Here is a 19,322-nt window from a genome sequence, read left to right on the forward strand (position 1 = left end):
CCCGGCACCGTGCCCGGCCCGGGCGGCTTCCGCCGCCCCGCGTCGCCGACCTGTGGACAGGCGGACGGGTTGTGGACGAGCGGACGATCATGCCCGTGCTGTGCTATGTGGACCGACCCTCGGACACCCGGCCGTCCGCTAGTGTGCGCCGGATGGGCGTCGACTGGCGGAGTGACCGGGTCCGCGCGGCCCTGCGTGGCGAGAATCCCACCGTCCTCCGCCGGCTCTCCGCCGGGTTCGCCGTGATCGGCGACAACCAGCACCTCCCGGGATACTGCGTGCTGATCACGGACGACCCGTCGGTCGACCGGCTGACCGACCTGCCCAGGGGCCGGCGACTGGCGTTCCTGGCGGACATGGACCTGCTCGGCGAGGCGGTGGCCCGGGTCTGCGCCCGCCGGGACCCGGGCTTCCGGCGGATCAACTACGAGATCCTCGGCAACCTCGACGCCTTCCTGCACGCGCACGTGCGCCCCCGGTACGACTGGGAGCCGGCCGAGCTGCGGCAGGGACCGGTCTACCGCTATCCGACGCAGGTGTGGCGTGATCCGGCGTACGCCCTCGGGCCCTCACACGGCGAGCTGCGCGCGCAACTCGCCGCGGAGCTGGACCGGCTTGAGGGTTCCCGCCCCTGAGCGCCGTCGCACTGCCCCCTGGACCGTCGTCCTGCGGAGCCCGGCCGCTCGGCTGCCGCGGGTGCCCGAGGGGTGAATGGCGCCCGTGGAGCCCGTCGCATACGGTGCCGAACGTGGACGGACGACGGAGCTTTGCCGAAGATCAGGAGTCGCGCTGGTATCCCGCAGACCGCGACCGTGGCTACGGGGAGCCGGACTGGCGCGGACCGGCCGAGACCCGGCACCGGGACGACGACCTGAGCACCCCCGAGCAGCGCCGCGCCGCGGAGGACGGCCGCCACGGCGAGGCCGCGACCGGCCGGCGCGGTGAGCCGGGCCGCTTCGGTACGACGAATGAGCCCGCCTCCGGACGCTTCGGCGCCGTCGATGCCGACCGGGCCCGCTTCGGTGGCCCGGAGGACTCGGGTCGCTTCGCAGTGACCAACCCGGATTCGGGTCGCTTCGCGGCGGTCGAGCCGGACTCGGGTCGCTTCGCGGCGGTCGAGCCGGACTCGGGTCGTTTCACGGCGGTCGAGCCGGCGTCCGGGCGGTTCGGCGGCGCCGAGAGTGACTTGGGGCGGTTCGTCGCGGTGCCGTCGCTCGGGGACGACCGGGCAGAGACCGAGGGATACCGGGCGAGCCGCGCCCGGCGCGCCGAGCCGGACCCGGAGGTCTCCGGCGAGCTGCCGGCCGACCGGCCGGGTCGGCGCGCGGCGCGGGAGGCGAGGGAGTCGCGGGAGGCGGTCTCGACGTCGGGCGTCGACGCGCTGGCCGGTGCGGGTCCGGTCGAGCGGGCCGACGAGCCGACCCGCCCGGCCCCGCTGGGCGGCTATCCGATCGTCGAGCCCCATCGGGGTGCCGAGTCCGCGAACCCGCCGGAGTCGCCGGTCGTCGCGCCCCAGTCGGCGGTCGGGACGCCGAACCCGCTGGAGATGCCGACCGGCCCGATGCCGCCGATCGGCCCCCGTGGCGACATGCCGCCCGGGGAGGTGCCGGTCTATCCGCCGGTGGTCGGCCCGCACCCGTCCCCGCCGGCGGGCGACGGGGTCTACCGGACCCGCCGGCCCGCGCTGGCCGCGCTCTTCACCCTGCTGGTCGCGGTGTTCGAGGTCCCCGCGCTGCGGGTGCTGCTCAGCGGCGTGACCGGCGACCCGCTCTCGGCCGCCGACGTCGTGGCGGGCACCTTCCTGGTCTGCGGCCTGCCGATCTTCGCGATCGGCCTGTACGGGCTGCGTACCGGCGGGTTGTCGCTGGCGGAGGGGGGCCGGGGCTGGCTGCGCCCGCCGACGGCCTACCTGACCGTGGGCCTGGTGCTGTTCGTCGCCGCCGCCCTCGCGGTCGGCTGACGCCGGCCCGAGCCGGCGATCCACGCTCCGGGACACGCCGTCGTGGGTGAGCGTCTCGCCGAGTACGGCGGGCCGCCACCCCACGGCCTGCCGCCGTCCCGAGCGCGGTCGCCCGGCGAGCGCCGGCGATGAGGGTGCCGGAAATGGGCGTTCTGACCCCTTCCCGCCACCCGCGGCGGTGGCGGCGGGAAAGGGGCGTACACTGGTCGACTGGCGACCGCCTCGTGCGGTCGACCTCGCGCGCCCTCTCCACGAGTCGTCGTGGGGCGACGGCCTCCCTGGTCCCGATCTTGGTCGGGCCCGTCATGGCCGGCGACCGGGCGCCAGGACGCCCGGCCGCCGGCCGGGCGGGACAACCAGGGACGCAAGGAGTACCCCACCATGGCCGTCGTGACCATGCGCCAGCTGCTGGAGAGCGGTGTCCACTTCGGGCACCAGACCCGGCGCTGGAACCCGAAGATGAAGCGCTTCATCTTCACCGAGCGCAACGGTATCTACATCATCGACCTGCGCCAGACCCTCGACTACATCGAGAAGGCCTACGACTTCGTGCGCGGGACCGTCGCCGAGGGTGGCAGCATCCTCTTCGTCGGCACCAAGAAGCAGGCCCAGGAGGCCATCGCCGAGCAGGCGACCCGGGTCGGCCAGCCGTACGTCAACCACCGCTGGCTCGGCGGCATGCTGACCAACTTCCAGACGGTGTACAAGCGGCTGCAGCGGATGAAGGAGCTGGAGGCCCTGGGTGACCTGAGCGGCACGGCCGCCGGGTACACCAAGAAGGAGACCCTGCAGCTCTCCCGCGAGAAGGACAAGCTGACCCGCACCCTCGGCGGTCTGCGGGACATGCAGAAGCTCCCGGCCGCGATCTGGGTGGTCGACACCAAGAAGGAGCACATCGCCGTCGACGAGGCCCGCAAGCTGGGCATCCCGGTGATCGCGGTGCTCGACACCAACTGCGACCCGGACGAGGTCGACTTCCCGATCCCGGGCAACGACGACGCGATCCGCTCGGCGGAGCTGCTGACCAAGGTCGTGGCCGCCGCCGTCGCCGACGGCCTGATCGCCCGCTCCGGCCGTCGTCGGGGCACCGACGAGAAGCCGGAGCCGGGTGTGGCCTCCGACGAGCCGCTGGCCGAGTGGGAGCGCGAGCTGCTCGAGGAGCCGAAGAAGGCCGACGAGCAGCAGGGGCAGCCGGCCGAGCAGCCGGCGACCGCCGCCGCGGAGTGACGCGCCGCCGCTTCCCCGCCGTCCGTTTTTTCGGACGGCGGGGAAGCGGCCGGTACGCCGGGCACGTCGCGCCCGGATCCGGGTAACCGGCACCAGGACCAACCCACCCGCAGTCTCAACACCGAAGAGAGAGCCATGTCCAACTTCACCGCCGCGGACGTCAAGAAGCTCCGCGACCTGACCGGCGCCGGCATGATGGACTGCAAGAAGGCGCTGACCGAGGCCGAGGGCGACTTCGACAAGGCCGTCGAGATCCTGCGCGTCAAGGGCGCCAAGGACGTCGGCAAGCGGGCCGGCCGCACGGCCGCCAACGGTCTGATCGCCCACTCCGGCCAGGCGCTGCTCGAGCTCAACTGCGAGACCGACTTCGTCGCCAAGACCGACGCCTTCATCGAGCTGGCCCAGCGGCTGGTCGAGCACGGCGAGCGCAGCGGCGTCGGCACCGCCGAGGAGCTGCTCGCCACCGAGCTGGACGGCAAGACCGTCGCCGACCTGGTCCAGGAGCAGTCCGCCAAGATCGGCGAGAAGCTGGTCCTCAACCGGTTCGCCAAGCTCGACGGCACCACCGCCGTCTACCTGCACCGCAAGAGCCAGGACCTGCCCCCGGCGGTCGGCGTGCTCGTGCAGTACGCGGGCAAGACCGACGAGGCCGGCGACGCCGACGCGCGTGCCGTCGCCATGCAGATCGCCGCGATGCGGCCGAAGTACCTCACCCGTGACGAGGTGCCGGCCGACGTCGTCGAGTCCGAGCGGCGCATCGCCGAGCAGACCGCCCGCGAGGAGAACAAGCCCGAGGCGGCCCTGCCGAAGATCGTCGAGGGTCGGGTGAACGCCTTCTTCAAGGACTACGTCCTGGTCGAGCAGGCGTCGGTCGCCGACAACAAGAAGACGGTGAAGCAGATGCTGACCGAGGCCGGCATCGAGGTCACCCGTTTCGTGCGGTTCGAGGTCGGCCAGGCCTGAGCCGCCCCGGGGCGCGTCGTGCGTCCGCGGGAAGGGTAAACGTCGACGAGGAGGCCGCCGGTGTACGTGACAGGCACCGCGGCCTCCTTGTCACATAGGGTCGGCTACGGCAGTTTCGCGGTACGCGGCGTACGGGACGTGCGCATGGGGAAGGGCGGGGCGGATGACGCAGGTTGTGAGTAACCGGAGTCTGGCGGCGGACGATCCGACGGCCCCGCCCCCCGGCCGGGCCCGACGGGTGGTGCTGAAGCTCTCCGGCGAGGTGTTCGGCGGGGGCGCGGTCGGCGTGGACCCGGACGTGGTGCAGGCCGTCGCCCGGCAGATCGCCACCGTGGTGCGCCGCGGTGTGCAGGTCTCGGTGGTGGTCGGCGGCGGCAACTTCTTCCGGGGCGCCGAACTGCAGAAGCGCGGCATGGACCGGGCCCGTGCCGACTACATGGGCATGCTCGGCACCGTGATGAACTGCCTCGCGCTGCAGGACTTCCTGGAGAAGGAGAGCGTCGAGACCCGCGTGCAGAGCGCGATCACGATGGCCCAGGTCGCCGAGCCCTACATCCCGCTGCGCGCCATCCGGCACCTGGAGAAGGGGCGCGTGGTGATCTTCGGCGCGGGCGCCGGGATGCCGTACTTCTCCACCGACACGGTGGCCGCCCAGCGCGCCCTGGAGATCCGCGCCGACGTGGTGCTGATGAGCAAGAACGGCGTGGACGGCGTCTACACCGCCGACCCGCGGGTCGACCCGACCGCCAGCAAGTTCGACTCGATCACCTTCTCCGAGGTGCTGCGCCGCAACCTGCGGGTCGCGGACGCCGCCGCGTTCAGCCTGTGCATGGAGAACGGCCTGCCGATGCTGGTCTTCGGCGCGCAGGGCGACGACACCATCATCCGGGCCGTGGGTGGCGAAAAGATCGGCACCCTGATCACCGCCTGAGCGGGTCTCGCGACCGCGTTCAGCGGTTCCTCCGACACCACAAGCCACGACGAGCACAAGAAGGAGGCGAGGAGACCGGTGATCGACGACACCCTCCTCGAGGCCGAGGAGAAGATGGAGCGTGCCATCGAGCACGCCAAGGAGGAGTTCGGCGCGATCCGCACCGGTCGCGCCAACGCCGCCATGTTCTCCAAGATCATCATCGACTACTACGGCAGCCCCACCCCGCTGCCCCAGATGGCGTCCATCGGCGTGCCCGAGCCGCGCATGGTGATCATCAAGCCGTACGACAACTCGCAGATCAACGCCATGGAGAAGGCGATCCGCGACTCCGACCTCGGCGCGAACCCGAACAACGAGGGCAACCAGCTCCGCATCCTGCTCCCGCAGATGACCGAGGAGCGCCGCCGCGACATGATCAAGGTCGCCCGGCACAAGGGCGAGGAGGCCAAGGTGGCCATCCGCAACATCCGCCGCAAGGGCAAGGAAGAGCTCGACCGGCTCGTCAAGGACGGCGAGGTCGGCGAGGACGACGGCCGGCGGGCGGAGAAGGAGCTCGACGACCTGACCCAGCGCTACGTCGCCGCCGTCGACGAGCTGGTGAAGCACAAGGAGAACGAGCTTCTCGAGGTCTGAGGCCGTACGCCGGTCACCACCGGCGACGACGACACCGTGGCACCGGCGCCGCCGCCCGCACCCGGGTGGCGGGGGCCGGTGCCACCGTCGTTGCGCCCGCCGCCCGGGGACGGGCGCGGGACACGGTCCGGCGTGGGGACACGACGGGTGCAGTAGGCTCGGCACGATTCCCGGCCACCCTGCGGTGAACCGTGGGGATCGGCCGGCCGTCGGGCGGGTCAACCGGACGGAACAGTCGCGCGGGTAGGGGAATGTTTGTGGTTGTGCGTCATGCGGTGGATCTCGTGCCCGGCCCGTTCGGTGCGTGATGTCCCACCTCGACCCCTACGGCAGCGCCGAGCCCCGCGGCTGGGACCGCCCCGACCGTCCCGCCCCTGCCCTGCCCTGGCCGGAGCCCGAGACGGAGCCCGGCCAGTGGCACCGCCGGCCCGGCGTCGCCCCTGACATGTACGCCGAGCCGCACACCCGCCTCCGCCCGCAGGTCGACGCCCACTCCGAGCCGGGAAGCGCGGACGGTGCCCCGTACGACAGCCCGGCCGGGACGAACGGTCACCACCCGGACGACTCCGAGTATCCGACGACCCAACTGGAACCGGTGCGCGACCCGGAGCCGGAGCCCGCGCGGGCCCCGGGCCGGCGGCAGCGCGGCCGACGCCGGGCCAGCGCCGACCGGCCCCCGACGCAGCAGCCCGCATCGAGCCGGGCCGGGCGCAACCTGCCGGCCGCCATCGCGGTCGGCGTGGCCCTCGGCGCCCTGATCGTGGTCCCGCTGTTCTTCTACCCGCCCGCCTTCCTGGTGGTGGTGGCCGGCGCGGTCGCGGTCGGTATCTGGGAGATGGCCCGGGCGGTGCGCCGCAGCGGTGCCCACCCGCCGCTGGTGCCCCTGATCGCCGGCGGGGTGCTCACCATCGGGCTGGCCTGGTTCGCCGGTCCCGACGCGCTCAGCCTCGGCCTGCTGGTCACCGTGCTCGGGACGATGGTCTGGCGGCTCGGCGACGGGCCGCGCGGCTTCCAGCGCGACCTGACCGCGGCCACCCTGATCGCCGTGTACGTGCCGTTCCTCGGCGGGTTCGCCGCGCTGCTGGCGGCGGCGCCGGACGACGGCCACCTGCGGGTGCTGGTGACCCTGGTCGCGGTGGTGCTCTCCGACACCGGCGGGTACGCCGCCGGCGTCAGCTTCGGCAAGCACCCGATGGCCCCCTCGGTGAGCCCGAAGAAGTCCTGGGAGGGCTTCGCCGGCTCGGTCACCGCCGCGGCGCTGGGCAGCGCCCTGCTGCTCTGGCTGCTCTTCGACGTGGCCCCGTGGTGGGGCGCGCTCTTCGGGCTGGCGGTCTCCGGCGCGGCCGTCCTCGGCGACCTCGCCGAATCCATGATCAAGCGGGACCTCGGGGTCAAGGACATGAGCAACCTGCTCCCCGGGCACGGCGGCCTGATGGACCGGCTCGACTCGATCCTCTTCGCGCTGCCGACCGCGTACCTGCTGCTGGCGGTCTTCGTCCCGGTGCTGGAGTGAGGCGTGAATCACCGGCCGTCGCGGGCCCCGGCCGGGCGGTGGGGGTCGATTCGGCACCTCCGGACAGGTGCGTCGGCCGTCCGGCGTGACAGACTGGACCCGCCATGACGAGCCTGCCCCTGATCCCCGCAGACCCCGACGCCCCCGGGCGCCGGCCCGCGATGCCTCCCCGTCACCTCGCCGACCTCGACCTCGCCGGCCGCCGCGCGCTGGTCGCCGAGCTGGGGGAGCCGGCGTTCCGCGCCAAGCAGGTCTCCACCCACTACTTCGGTCGCCTGGTGCGCGATCCGGCGCAGATGACAGACCTTCCGGCCGCCGCCCGGGACAGGCTCGCCGACCAGCTCCTGCCGCGCCTGCTCACCCCGGTCCGCGAGCTGGCCTGCGACGACGGCGCGACCCGCAAGGCGCTCTGGCGGCTGCACGACGGCTCGCTGGTGGAGAGCGTGCTGATGGGCTACCCGGACCGGGTCACCGTCTGCATCTCCAGCCAGGCCGGCTGCGGCATGGCCTGCCCGTTCTGCGCCACCGGCCAGGCCGGGCTGACCCGCAACCTGTCCACCGCGGAGATCGTCGACCAGGCGGTCTACCTGGCCGGCGTGGCCGCCTCCGGCGCGGTGGCGGGATCACCGCCCCGCCTGTCGCACGTCGTCTTCATGGGCATGGGCGAGCCGCTGGCCAACTACTCCCGGGTGATCGCGGCGATCCGCCGGCTCGTCGCCCCGGCGCCGGAGGGGCTGGGGCTGTCGCAGCGTCACATCACCGTCTCCACGGTCGGCCTCGTGCCGGCCATCCGCCGGCTGGCCAGCGAAGACCTCTCGGTGACCCTTGCGTTGTCGCTGCACGCCCCCGATGATGAGCTGCGCGACGAACTCGTGCCGGTCAACCAGCGCTGGAAGGTGTCCGAGGTGCTGGACGCAGCGTGGGACTACGCGGCGACAACGGGGCGTCGCGTGTCGATCGAGTACGCGATGATCAAGGACGTGAACGACCAGCCGTGGAGAGCCGATCTGCTCGGGCGGCTGCTGGCCGGGAAGCTGGCCCACGTGAACCTCATCCCGCTCAATCCGACTCCGGGCAGCCGGTGGGATGCCAGCCCGAAGCCGGTCGAGCGGGAGTTCGTCCGGCGGTTGCGTGAGGCCGGGGTGTCGACGACGGTGCGGGACACCCGGGGTCGCGAGATCGACGGAGCGTGTGGGCAGCTCGCCGCCGCCGTCGACGACAGGGACACCGACCGGACCGGGGAGACTGCGTGACCGGGCGTAGCGAACGAGACCAGGAGACATAGTGGCGAGTCAGGGTCAGCGTTTCCGGCGTAAGGCGCTCCGCCGGGGATACAAGGTCGACGAGGTCGACGCCTTCCTGGACCGGGTCGAGGCGACGCTCGACGGTCAGCCGGTAGGTGCCCCCGTGGCCTCCCAGGAGGTCCACGACGTCGTCTTCCGGGTTCGCTTCAACGGCTACGACGAGTGGCAGGTCGACCTGCACCTGGACCGGGTCGAGCGGCAGCTGGCCGAGTTGGAGGAGCGCGGCGGCGTCGGTGGCCGCGGCGGCGACCCCCGGGCCGCCGACCGGATGGGCCCGCCGGATCGGATGGGCCCCCCGGATCGGATGGGCCCGCCGGATCGGATGGGCCCCCCGGATCGGATGGGCCCGCCGGATCGGATGGGCCCCCCGGACCGGCTCGGCCCCCCGGATCGGATGGGCCCCCCGGACCGAATGGGACCCCCGGACCGGCTCGGCCCGCCGGACCAGATGGGCCCGCCGGATCGAATGGGCCCGCCGATGCACGACGATCGCGGCATGCCTCCCGGTCCGCAGTCGATGCCGCCCCGGCCGATGCCCACCCAGGCCGGCCCCTCCGCCGACCGCTACGGCCGCTACGACGAGCCGACCGGCGCCTTCGCCGGGGGCTACGACGGCCCCCGGGGTGGCTACGAGCCGCAGCGCGGCCCGGGCGGCCCCGGCCCGATGGGTCCGGGCGCGCCGATGCATCACGGCGGCCCGCCCCCGCGCGGCCTGTCGGCCGGTCCCGACGGCTACGGCGACGCTCCGGGTGGCTACGGTGACGGCCCGGGTGGCTACGGTGACGGCCCCGGCGGCTACGGTGACGGTCCGGGTGGCTACGGCCCCGGTGGCTACGGCGACGGTCCGGGCGGTTACGGCGACGGTCCGGGCGGTTACGGCGACGAGCCGCGTTTCGACGGCTTCGAGGCCGGCCGGCGTGGGCGCACCGACATGACCGCCGAGATCCGGATGCCCGAGCGGGAGCTGCGCGAGCTGCGGGGTCGGGGCCCGGCCGGGCCGCCCCCGCAGCAGGGCTTCGGCGGGCCGCCGCCGGTTGCCGGACCGCCCGTCGGTAACCCGCCGGTCGGTGGCCCGCCGGTCGGTGGCCCGCCGCCGATAGCCGGCCCGCCGATGGCCGGCCCGCCCGGCAGCGATCTCTACCACGTCGACCAGATCCGCCGCAGCTTCCAGGTGCGCCGGTTCGGCAGCGGGTACGACCCGGACCAGGTCGACCGGTTCTTCGAGACCCTGCTCGGCGGCATGCAGGGGCGCAACCCGATGCCGGTGAACCCGAAGGAACTGGACACGCTGCGCTTCGGGCTGGTGCCCGGCGGCTACTTCGAGGCCGAGGTCGACGCGGCGCTCAAGGACGTGCAGGACATCCTGTTCCGCCGCTGACCCGCGTACGACGAGGGCCCGCTCCCCGGTCGGGGGCGGGCCCTCGTGCGTGTCGTCTCCGGCGCGCGGACCGGCTCGACGCCGGCTGACGGGGGTGCGGTCAGGACCGCAGGCCGTTGCGCCGCAGCACGGTGTCGCCGATGACGATGACTAGCAGCAGCACGGCCAGGCCGATCAGCCAGATGTCCTCGACCCTGCCCTCGTGGTTGCCGCAGAGCATCGCCAGCAGCACCAGCGCGGTGAGCACCGCGCCGATCCGCCCGGACTTGCGGTGCCCCGGCTTGTGCTGGTCTGGCGACGTTACCGGCTCGCTTCCTGCCACTGTCGGTCCTTCCCTCGCGATCGGATCTCCGGCTAGTCTGGCACGCCCCGTGCCAGGCTCGGCGCTGGGTCCGGCCGGATGGGGCGGACCGCACGATCCGCGCCGACGGCACGGGCGCCGGCCCGAACGCCCTCGCGTGCGACAGCGTGGGTCCAAGGTCCCGGCGGGGCCGGGCGTAACGGCACTACCGGCGTCGCGGGTCGCTCGCCAGACTGCCTCCGGTAGCGTTTCGGACGTACACCTTTTGTTTGTCTTCGAGGGGGAACTGCGGTGCGAGTGACCGGTACGGGACACGCCAGCATGCGGATCGACACGGCCGCGGGCAGCATCCTGTGCGACCCGTGGGTCAACCCGGCCTATTTCGCGTCGTGGTTCCCTTTTCCGGACAATTCCCTGCTCGACTGGGAGACCCTCGGCGACGTCGACTACCTCTACGTCTCCCACCTGCACCGGGACCACTTCGACGCGGCGCACCTGAAGAATTTCGTGTCGAAGGCGGCCACCGTGCTGCTGCCCGCGTTCCCCACCTCCGAGATGGAGGACGAACTGCGGGAGCTGGGCTTCACGAAGTTCCTGAAGGCGCCGAACGAGCAGGTCGTCGAGCTGGACGGCGGCCTGAGGATCATGATCCAGGCGCTGACCAGCCCGACCGACGGCCCGATCGGCGACTCGTCGCTGTGGGTGGAGTACGACGGGGTCCGGCTGCTCAACCAGAACGACGCCCGCCCGACCGACCTGAGCGTCTTCGCCGAGCTGGGCCACGTGCACGCGCACATGCTCCAGTTCTCCGGCGCGATCTGGTACCCGATGGTCTACGAGCTGCCGCAGGCGGCGAAGACCGCGTTCGGCAAGCAGAAGCGGGACCGGCAGTTCGACCGCACCTGGCGCTACATCGACGACCTGAAGGCCGACCACGTCTTCCCGATCGCCGGCCCACCCTGCTTCCTCGACGACGAGCTGTGGCAGTTCAACGACATCCACGGCGACGAGGGCAACATCTTCCCCGACCAGTCGGTCTTCCTCAGCGAGTACGCGAAGGTCGGCGGCACCAACGGCGTCGTGCTGCTTCCGGGCAGCGTCGCCGAGATCACCACCGAGAGCTGCGAGACCATCCACCCCATGCCGGTGGAGGAGTTCTTCGCGAACAAGGTCGCGCACCTGGAGGAGATGCGGGAACGCAAGCGGCCGGTCATCGAGGCGGAGAAGGCGTCCTGGCGGCACCCCGAGGTGGACGTGCTCGGCGAGATGAAGCGCCGGATCGAGCCGCTGCTGGACGAGTCGATCTACCTGGCCAAGGGGGTCGGCGGGCCGGTCCGCTTCGACCTGGTCGGCACCGACAGCTCAGGCGGGGAGACGATCGAGTCGATCGTGGTGGACTTCCCGGGCAAGGAGGTCCGGCCGTACGCGGACGAGAAGGTCCGCTACCGGTTCCGCACCGAGCGGGCGCTGGTCGAGCACCTGCTGCACATCGGCGAGGTGGACTGGGTCAACTCCCTCTTCCTCTCCTGCCGCTTCTCCGCCGCCCGGATCGGCCAGTACAACGAGTTCGTCTACGCGTTCTTCAAGTGCCTCTCCGAGGAGCGGCTCCAGTACGCCGAGGGCTGGTACGACGAGCACGAGCGGACCAGCGACGCCGAGGACATCACCCTCGGCGACTGGGTGGTGCAGCGGCGCTGCCCCCACCTGAAGGCGGACCTGACCCGGTTCGGCATCGTCGACGGGGACCAGCTCACCTGCCAGCTGCACGGCTGGAAGTTCGACCTGGCCAGCGGTCGGTGCCTGACCAGCGTCGGGCACAAGATCCGCGCCCACCGCGTCGACGAGCAGACCCCCGCCCCGGCGGGTGAAGCGATCAGCTAGTCCACTAGCGGCCGTTTTCCCGCGCCCACCGCCCCCGCCGAGTGACCATCAGGTCGGAGAGGGGGCGGCGTGGCCGAGGGCGCGGAGAAGAGCGGGTACCGGTACCGGCGCGACCGGGAGATGGCCCGGGACGCCTCCCGGGTGGAGACGTTCAGCGACGGCGTCTTCGCGGTCGTGCTGACGGTGATGGCCGTCGAACTGCTCCAGAACGGCCCGGCGAGGGCCGGCGGGAGGGAGCTTCCCGACGCCCTCGCCCACGCCTGGCCGTCCTACCTGGCGTACGTGATCACCTTCGGGATCGCCGGCCAGATCTGGCTCGGCCACCACAACATGTGGCGGTACGTGGTCCGGGTCGACCAGGTGCTGCTGGTGTTCAACCTGCTCGTGCTGCTCTTCGTGGCCGCGATCCCGTTCACCGCCGACCTGCTGTCGGACAACCTGCGTGGCAGTCCGACCGAGCAGCGGCTGACCGCCGCCCTCTACTTCGGCAGCGTGCTCGGCGAGTCGGTCTTCTTCAACCTGAGCTGGTGGTGGGCGCGGCGGCGGAGGCTGCTCCACCCCGACCTGGATCCCCGGCTGGCCCGGGCGGTCGCGCGGCGGCTGCTGCTGCGCCCACTGCTCTATCTGATCGCCTTCGCCTTCGTCTTCGTCGACCCGATCCTCAGCCTCGTTCTCTACCTGCTGCTTCTCGGTCTCTCCCTCGTCCGCCGCCCCGGCGACCTGCCCCCCGCCGAGGACGGCGGCGAGGTCAGCGGCCGAGGTCGGTGAGGATGCGGCGGGCGGCGTTGTGGCCGGCGGCGCCGATGACACTGCCGGCGGGGTGGCAGCCGGCGCTGCCGGCGTAGACGCCGTCGACGCCGGTGGCGTACGGCATCCGGTCGGTGAACGAGACGGTGTTGTCGACGTGGTGGATGTGTCCGCCGGTGATGCCGAAGTGCGCCTCGATGCCGGGCGGGGGCAGCGGCACCGCGTCCGCGATCAGGTCGGCCGTGCCGGGGGCGTACCGCTCGCAGATCCCGACCAGCCGCTCCACGTACCCGGGCAGCGCCTCGTCCCAGGTCGTGCCGGCCAGTTCGTAGGGCACCGACTGGACGAAGAGCGCCGAGGAGTGGTGCCCCCGCCCGTCCGACAGCGACGGGTCGACGGTGGTGTGCAGGTACCACTCGATCGTCGGCTCCTCGGGCAGCCGGCCCGCCTGGACGTCCGCCCACATCGCGCGCAGCGCCGCCATCGGCGACTCGCCGCCCCCGCCGATCAGCGACGTCGAGCCGGGCAGCAGGTGGATGGTCGACCCGAACGGGCTCGGCGCGTCCGCCGGCAGGCAGGAGAAGCGGGGCAGGCCGGTCAGCGCCAGGTTGAGCTTGAGGGTGGTGCCGGGGCGGCGGACCGCCGCCATCCTGTCGGCCAGCGGCGCCGGGAGCGCGCCGTCGGGCAGCAGGTCCATCAGCCGGTACGGGTCACACGCCCCGAGCACCACCCGGGCGCCCACCTCCCGCCCGTCGGCCAGGACCACGCCGCTGGCCGCGCCGCCGGCCAGGGTGATCGCGCTGACCGGCGTGCCGGTCAGGATCGTCGCGCCGGCGGCCCGGGCGGCCTCGGCGAAGGTGCGGGACACCGTGCCCATGCCGCCCTCGGCGATCATCCACGTGCCGTCAGAGCCGGGCAGGCGGCACATGTTGTGCACGAGGAAGTTGTGGCCGGTGCCGGGGTCGTCGGGGCCGGCGTTCAGCCCGGACAGGCCGTCGGTCACCGCGTACATGCTGAGCAGCAGCTCGGAGCGGAAGTCGAAGCGGGCGAGGTGGTCGGCGACCGAGCCGCGGACCAGGTCGACGAAGACCTGCCGCAGCGCCGGGCGGACGTACCGCTCGGCGGTCTCCTCGACCGGCAGCGGGTCGGCCAGCCAGACCGGCGCGAGGTCGGCGCGCAGCGCGGCCAGTTCGGCCTGGAGGGCGTCGTCGGCGGCCATGTCGGCGGGGGAGAAGAACTCCGCGAGCTGCGCCCGGGTGGCCGCGGTGTCGCTGCCGAACAGCAGGTACGGGGATCCCTTCGGGCCCGGGGTGGGCAGGAAGTAGTGCGGGTCGCGGCGCAGCACCGGGATGCGCACGTCCAGCGTGGCGAGCAGCTCCGGCGGCATCAACCCGAGCAGGTAGGAGCCGGTGGAGTGGCGCAGCCCGGGCACCTTCGGGAACGGGTTCTCCGTCCGGGTGGCCCCGCCGATCACGTCGGCGGCCTCCAGCACCAGCACGTCGAGCCCGGCGCGGGCGAGCAGGATCGCGGACACCAGACCGTTGTGCCCGGACCCGACGATCACCACGTCGGCCCGGGTCGGCAGCTCGTCGCTCATGCCGGGGGAGCCTAGTGCCCGCCGGCCCCGCCGGTCAGCCCTTCGCCGCCGGTCGCCGGGTCAGCTCGCCGCCGGCGGATCGGCGCGCAGTTGGGCGGTGAACGCGGCCAGCTCCAGCTCGAACAGTGCCTCGGCCTCGGTGACCGCCCAGGCGAGCTGGCCGAAGACCTCCATGGCGACCAGCCCGTAGAGCCGGGTCCAGCCGGAGAGCAGGGCGTACGCGACCTCGATCGGCACCTCGCCGTGGCTGAGCCGCAGCGGCTCCAGCCGCCCGCCCAGGCGCTCCTGGAGCAGCTCGGCGGGCGGGGTGGGGAAGGGGGCGCGGTGCCAGAGGTCGAAGATCGGCTGCACGAAGACCGCGCCGAACCGGGCGCCCGGGTGGTCGGGGTGGACGCAGTCGTCGACGAAGGCGTCCAGCCCGGGGGCCCGGACGCCGAACATCAGCCCGAACTCGGCGGGGTGGGCCACCGACCAGGAGCGGAACGCGCGGCCCATGGCCAGCAACTGGTCGACCGGCTCGGCCCCGGCGTCGTCCCGGGCCGCCTCCAGCCGCAGCCGCAGCTCGTCGTAGAGGTCGCCGGCGAGCGCCGCGACCAGCGCCTCCAGGCTGGGGAAGTAGCGGTAGATGGCCGGCGCCGTCATGCCCATGTCCCGGGCGATGGCCCGCAACGAGACCGCCTCCACCCCGCCGGTCACCAACAGCCGCCGTGCCCCGTCCTTGATCTCGGCGACGGTCGCGGTGCGCAGGCGTTCGCGTCGGGACGGTGTGGGCATACGGCTAACCCCCTTGACCAAAGCGAACCCCGTTGCCATAGTAAACGGCGTTCACTTGAATGAGCGATGGTTACAGCTTAGCCGTCGACAGAGGGGGAGGCGAATGTTCGCCTGGTGGGGAAGCGCGGTGGTGCGGCTGCGTTGGGCGGTGCTGGCCGCCGCCCTGGTGGTGGTCGTGCTCGGCTCGACCTGGGGGATCGGGGTCTTCGGGCAGTTGACCGGGGGCGGATACGACGACCCGGCGAGCGAGTCCAGCCGCGCCGCCGAGCGGATCACCGCCGAGTTGGGGCCGCAGGGCGCGGACCTGGTCGTGCTCTGGACCAGCGACGGGGCGACCGTCGACCAGCCGGCCTTCCGTGACCCGGTCACGGCCACCGTCACCGGTCTGCGCGGGCGCCCCGAGGTCACCAGCGTCGTCACCTGGTACGACACCCAGGCGCCCGCGCTGCTGTCGACCGACCGGCGCGCCACCTACGCGCTGGTCCAGCTACGGGCCGCCGACGAGGACGGCAAGACCGCCGCGTACGAGGACCTGCGACCGGCCCTGACGACGCCCGGCGTACGGACCGAGGTCGGCGGCACGGTGGCGTTCCTGCACGAGGCGAACCGCCAGACCACCGAGGACATCACCCGGGCGGAGATCCTCTCCATGCCGGTGCTGCTGGTGCTGCTCGTGCTGATCTTCGGCGGGCTGGTGGCCGCGTCCACTCCGCTGCTGATCGGCGGGCTGGCCATCCTCGGCGCGTTCGTCGCCGTCCGGCTGGTCAACCTGGTCACCGACGTGTCGATCTTCGCCATCAACGTCATCACCCTGATCGGCCTGGGCATGGCGGTCGACTACGCCCTCTTCGTGGTCAGCCGGTTCCGCGAGGAGTTGGCCGCCGGTCACGACACGCCCGCCGCGATCCGCCGCACCATGACCACTGCCGGCCGGACGGTGCTGGTCTCCGGCCTCACCATCGCGCTCGCCATGGCCAGCCTGCTGATCTTCCCGCAGGCGTTCCTGCGCTCGATGGGGCTCGGCGGGATGGCCGCCGTGCTGGTCGCCATGCTGGCGGCGCTGACCGTGCTGCCGGCCCTGCTCGCGGTGCTCGGCCACCGGATCGACGCGCTGCGCGTACCGCTGCCGTGGCGGCGCCGGGCGCGGGCCGGGCGGCCGGCGGCGGGGGAGACGGGCGGCGCCTGGGCCCGGATCGCGCGTAGCGTGATGCGCCGCCCGGTGCGCTACCTGGTCGGCGTGACCCTGCTGCTCCTCCTGCTCGCCACGCCGTTCCTGCGGATCACCTTCGGCGGCTTCGACGAGCGGGTGCTGCCGGCGGACGCCACGCCCCGGGTCGTCTCCGAGCGGATCGCCGCGGAGTTCCCCGGCGGCACGGTCGCGCCGATCGACGTGCTGGTGTCCGGGGCGTCCCCGGCGCAGGCGCAGCCCTTCGCCGACCGGGTGGCCGCCGTGCCCGGCGTGACCGGCGTGCAGGTGGCGGCCAGCCGGGGCACCTCGACGCTGCTGACGGTGACCTACCCCGGCGAGCCGACCGGCGACGTCGCCCAGGACGTGGTCCGGGCGCTGCGCGACCTGCCCGCCCCGGCCGGCGCGGAGGTGCTCGTCGGCGGCCGGCCCGGCGCCGACCGGGACCTGCTGGACAGCCTCGGCGACCGGCTGCCCTGGATGGCCCTGCTCATGGCCGCCGCGACCCTGGTCCTGCTCTTCCTCGCCTTCGGCTCGGTGGTGCTGCCGGTCAAGGCGGTGCTGATGAACCTGGTGTCGATCGGCGCCTCGTTCGGCGTGGTGGTCTGGATCTTCCAGGACGGGCACCTCGCCGACCTGCTCGGCTTCACCCCGACCGGGTTCATCGAGCCCAGCAACCCGATCCTCATGCTCGCCGTGCTCTTCGGGCTGGCGACCGACTACGAGGTGTTCCTGCTCTCCCGGGTGCGCGAGGAGTGGGACCGCAGCGGGGACAACGCCGCCTCGGTGGCCGCCGGGCTCCAGCACACCGGCCGGATCATCACCGCCGCCGCGCTGCTGCTGATCGTCGTGGTGGCCGGCTTCGCCACCGGTGGGATGGCGTACGTCAAGCTCATCGGGATCGGCATGATCGTGGCGATCGTGGTGGACGCGACGCTGGTCCGGGCCCTGCTGGTGCCGGCCACCATGCGGCTGCTGGGCCGCTGGAACTGGTGGGCCCCCGGCCCGCTCGGCCGGGTCTACCGCCGCTACGGCATCCGCGAGGCGGCCGACCCGGAGCCGGCGCCCCAGGACCCCGCCCACACCCGCTGACCGGCCCGTCGCCGCCATCCACCACGGGGTCCGCGTCCGACGCGGACCCCGTGGTCGCTCATCCGGCGGGTCGGACGAACGCCCCGTGGTCGCTTATCCGGCGGTTGGGCGAAACCTCCTGGTCGCTCATCCGGCGGCTGGGCGGAACCTCCTGGTCGCTCATCCGGCGGGTCGGGCGCGGGCCGCCCGCCAGCGGGAGAGGGCGAGCGTGGCGGAGTAGCCGGCGAGCACGATCACATGGAAGACGTAGAGCCAGAGCAGGACGGCCACCCCCGCCCCGATCTCGTCGAAGCCCCCGAACGGCACGCCCAGGTCGATCGGGAGCGAGGCGAAGAGCACGAAGCCGTGCAGGAACCCGGACAGGTTCGCCGCGGTGAACGAGCCGACGCCCAGCGCGGAGAGCCAGTCCGGCGCCGCCGGGCCGACCACCTGGAACACCCAGAGCAGCACCGGGGTGAGCACCAGCCAGACCGCCAGGAACGACAGCACCACGCCCAGCGCGCCGGCCAACCCGCCCTGGCGGACCAGCCGGGTCGTCGTCGGCAGCGCGACCAGGATCGACAGCAGCAGGGCCGGGGCCGGCGCGAGCAGGGGGAGCAGCAGCAGCCGGCCGCGCCAGCCCACCAGGGACTCGTCGGCGTGCCCGTCGGCCACGGAGACGAAGGCCCGGCGCAGCCCCTCGCCGTACAGGGACGCCGGCAGCAGCGACGCCAACGCCGGCAGCGTGGTCAACCCCACCCCGGCCTCGACCAGCGCGGCCACCGCGTGGGGCGCGCCGATCGCGTCCGGCAGCGTCGCCACGGCGTGCGACGTGAGCCGGCGGACCCGGTCGGCCCCCGCCACCAGCGAGGTCAGCCAGATCGCCAGCAGCGCCACCGGCACCACGGCGATCGCCCCGTAGAAGGTGATGGCGGCGGCGTGCAGCGACAGGTCCCGGCCGCGCAGCGGGCGGAACGCGGCACGGGTGACCCGCCTCGCCCGCCGCCAGCCCCCACCCATCGCGCTCTCGTTCCCCGCCGCGCCCCGCGTCACTCATAGGATCACCCGCCATGACCGTGCTCACCACCGAGCGCCTGGTCGTGCGGGAGTGGACCGCCGACCCGGCCGACCTGGCCCGGATCTTCGACCTCTACTCCCGGGCGGAGGTGACCCGCTGGCTGAACGCGACCGGCCTGCCCCTGACCGCCCCGGCGCAGGCGGCCGACCGGCTCGCGCTGTGGCGGAAGCGGCACGCGGGGCACGGCGGCCGATACGGCACCTGGGCGATCGCGGTCCGCGACACCGGCGTGGTGGCCGGCACCGTGCTGCTCAAGCCGCTGCCGGGGCGGGACGAGAACGTGCCGACCGAGGACATCGAGGTGGGCTGGCACCTGCACCCCGACTCGTGGGGTCACGGCTACGCGACCGAGGCGGCCCGGGCGGTGGTGGCGCGGGAACTCGCCGCCGGCACCCGGCAGGTCTACGCGGTCGTGGCGCCCGGCAACGAGGCGTCGATGGCGGTGGCCCGCCGGCTCGGCATGACCCACGTCGGCCGCCGCACCGACTGGTACGGCGGCGAGGAGGTGGAGACCTTCGTGCGCCAGGCCGATGCCTGACGGCCCGCCGTATCCCCTTTCGGGGTGATGATCACTTTCGAGACGCAGCCGGACCGCCGCCTCACCGCTGGTCTGCGCCGGGCCTACCGTCGGACGCCGCTGCCGTTCCGCATCTGCCCGTGCGTGGCCCTGCTGTCGGCGCCGGCGGGGCTGGTCTTCGGGGGCCTGCTCATGTGCCGGCGAGTGCCGTGAGCTGGCCACGGCAATCGCGAAGGAGACGACGGGCCTGAACAGTAT

At 73.1% G+C, this 19,322-nt stretch carries 18 protein-coding genes; 14 read left to right on the forward strand and 4 right to left on the reverse strand.

What is annotated here, in order from left to right; translation table 11 throughout:
* Positions 1-152: 152 nt before the first annotated feature.
* The 9 genes from ABT006_RS10265 (at position 153) to ABT006_RS10305 (ending at position 9,912) form a co-directional block, all read left to right on the forward strand.
* On the forward strand, positions 153-635 hold the full coding sequence (locus ABT006_RS10265) for an HIT family protein (protein ID WP_350704890.1): 483 nt from the start codon (positions 153-155) through the stop codon (positions 633-635).
* A 104-nt stretch (positions 636-739) separates the two neighbouring features.
* Positions 740-1,960 carry a hypothetical protein gene (locus ABT006_RS10270; RefSeq protein WP_350704892.1) on the forward strand — a complete coding sequence of 407 codons (1,221 nt, stop codon included), beginning with the start codon at positions 740-742 and terminating at the stop codon, positions 1,958-1,960.
* Positions 1,961-2,341: 381 nt separating this feature from the next.
* On the forward strand, positions 2,342-3,187 hold the full coding sequence (gene rpsB, locus ABT006_RS10275) for a 30S ribosomal protein S2 (protein WP_350704894.1): 846 nt from the start codon (positions 2,342-2,344) through the stop codon (positions 3,185-3,187).
* Positions 3,188-3,322: 135 nt separating this feature from the next.
* On the forward strand, positions 3,323-4,150 hold the full coding sequence (tsf, locus tag ABT006_RS10280; RefSeq protein ID WP_350704896.1) for a translation elongation factor Ts: 828 nt from the start codon (positions 3,323-3,325) through the stop codon (positions 4,148-4,150).
* 163 nt (positions 4,151-4,313) lie between these two features.
* Complete coding sequence (gene pyrH, locus ABT006_RS10285) at positions 4,314-5,081, forward strand: UMP kinase (RefSeq protein ID WP_350704898.1); 768 nt, start codon at positions 4,314-4,316, stop codon at positions 5,079-5,081.
* Positions 5,082-5,159: 78 nt separating this feature from the next.
* Positions 5,160-5,717: a ribosome recycling factor gene (frr, locus tag ABT006_RS10290; RefSeq protein ID WP_091096739.1), complete on the forward strand. Its 558-nt coding sequence runs from the start codon at positions 5,160-5,162 to the stop codon at positions 5,715-5,717.
* Between the two features lie 307 nt (positions 5,718-6,024).
* Complete coding sequence (locus ABT006_RS10295; RefSeq protein ID WP_350704900.1) at positions 6,025-7,230, forward strand: phosphatidate cytidylyltransferase; 1,206 nt, start codon at positions 6,025-6,027, stop codon at positions 7,228-7,230.
* Positions 7,231-7,334: 104 nt separating this feature from the next.
* On the forward strand, positions 7,335-8,483 hold the full coding sequence (gene rlmN, locus ABT006_RS10300; protein WP_350704902.1) for a dual-specificity RNA methyltransferase RlmN: 1,149 nt from the start codon (positions 7,335-7,337) through the stop codon (positions 8,481-8,483).
* A gap of 31 nt (positions 8,484-8,514) precedes the next feature.
* On the forward strand, positions 8,515-9,912 hold the full coding sequence (locus tag ABT006_RS10305) for a DivIVA domain-containing protein (protein WP_350704904.1): 1,398 nt from the start codon (positions 8,515-8,517) through the stop codon (positions 9,910-9,912).
* 100 nt (positions 9,913-10,012) lie between these two features.
* Here ABT006_RS10305 and ABT006_RS10310 read toward each other — a convergent pair whose 3' ends face one another.
* On the reverse strand, positions 10,013-10,234 hold the full coding sequence (locus tag ABT006_RS10310; RefSeq protein WP_350704906.1) for a DUF2631 domain-containing protein: 222 nt from the start codon (positions 10,232-10,234) through the stop codon (positions 10,013-10,015).
* Positions 10,235-10,504: 270 nt separating this feature from the next.
* Between ABT006_RS10310 and ABT006_RS10315 the strand changes: the two genes are divergently transcribed.
* The gene (locus tag ABT006_RS10315) at positions 10,505-12,094 is read left to right on the forward strand and encodes a Rieske 2Fe-2S domain-containing protein (RefSeq protein ID WP_350704908.1); all 1,590 of its coding nucleotides are present in this window, start codon (positions 10,505-10,507) and stop codon (positions 12,092-12,094) included.
* 120 nt (positions 12,095-12,214) lie between these two features.
* Positions 12,215-12,862 carry a TMEM175 family protein gene (locus ABT006_RS10320; RefSeq protein ID WP_350705129.1) on the forward strand — a complete coding sequence of 216 codons (648 nt, stop codon included), beginning with the start codon at positions 12,215-12,217 and terminating at the stop codon, positions 12,860-12,862.
* Here ABT006_RS10320 and ABT006_RS10325 read toward each other — a convergent pair.
* Together ABT006_RS10325 and ABT006_RS10330 are read right to left on the reverse strand one after the other, a co-directional pair.
* Positions 12,843-14,438 (reverse strand): phytoene desaturase family protein, encoded by a 1,596-nt coding sequence (locus ABT006_RS10325; protein ID WP_350704910.1) that lies wholly within the window; start codon positions 14,436-14,438, stop codon positions 12,843-12,845. The genes ABT006_RS10320 and ABT006_RS10325 overlap by 20 nt on opposite strands.
* Positions 14,439-14,498: 60 nt before the next feature.
* On the reverse strand, positions 14,499-15,212 hold the full coding sequence (locus ABT006_RS10330; RefSeq protein WP_350704912.1) for a TetR/AcrR family transcriptional regulator: 714 nt from the start codon (positions 15,210-15,212) through the stop codon (positions 14,499-14,501).
* 103 nt (positions 15,213-15,315) lie between these two features.
* On the opposite strand from ABT006_RS10330, the gene ABT006_RS10335 reads away from it, so the two are divergent.
* Positions 15,316-17,490, forward strand: a complete 2,175-nt coding sequence (locus ABT006_RS10335; RefSeq protein WP_350704914.1) for an MMPL family transporter — start codon at positions 15,316-15,318, stop codon at positions 17,488-17,490.
* A gap of 159 nt (positions 17,491-17,649) precedes the next feature.
* On the opposite strand, the gene ABT006_RS10340 is transcribed toward ABT006_RS10335, so the two are convergent.
* On the reverse strand, positions 17,650-18,489 hold the full coding sequence (locus tag ABT006_RS10340) for a YhjD/YihY/BrkB family envelope integrity protein (RefSeq protein WP_350704916.1): 840 nt from the start codon (positions 18,487-18,489) through the stop codon (positions 17,650-17,652).
* A 50-nt stretch (positions 18,490-18,539) separates the two neighbouring features.
* On the opposite strand from ABT006_RS10340, the gene ABT006_RS10345 reads away from it, so the two are divergent.
* Complete coding sequence (locus ABT006_RS10345; protein ID WP_350704918.1) at positions 18,540-19,085, forward strand: GNAT family N-acetyltransferase; 546 nt, start codon at positions 18,540-18,542, stop codon at positions 19,083-19,085.
* Positions 19,086-19,112: 27 nt separating this feature from the next.
* The gene (locus ABT006_RS10350) at positions 19,113-19,277 is read left to right on the forward strand and encodes a hypothetical protein (protein ID WP_350704920.1); all 165 of its coding nucleotides are present in this window, start codon (positions 19,113-19,115) and stop codon (positions 19,275-19,277) included.
* Positions 19,278-19,322: the final 45 nt, after the last annotated feature.

Source organism: Micromonospora sp. NPDC002717, from assembly GCF_040295705.1.
GTDB lineage: Bacteria > Actinomycetota > Actinomycetes > Mycobacteriales > Micromonosporaceae > Micromonospora.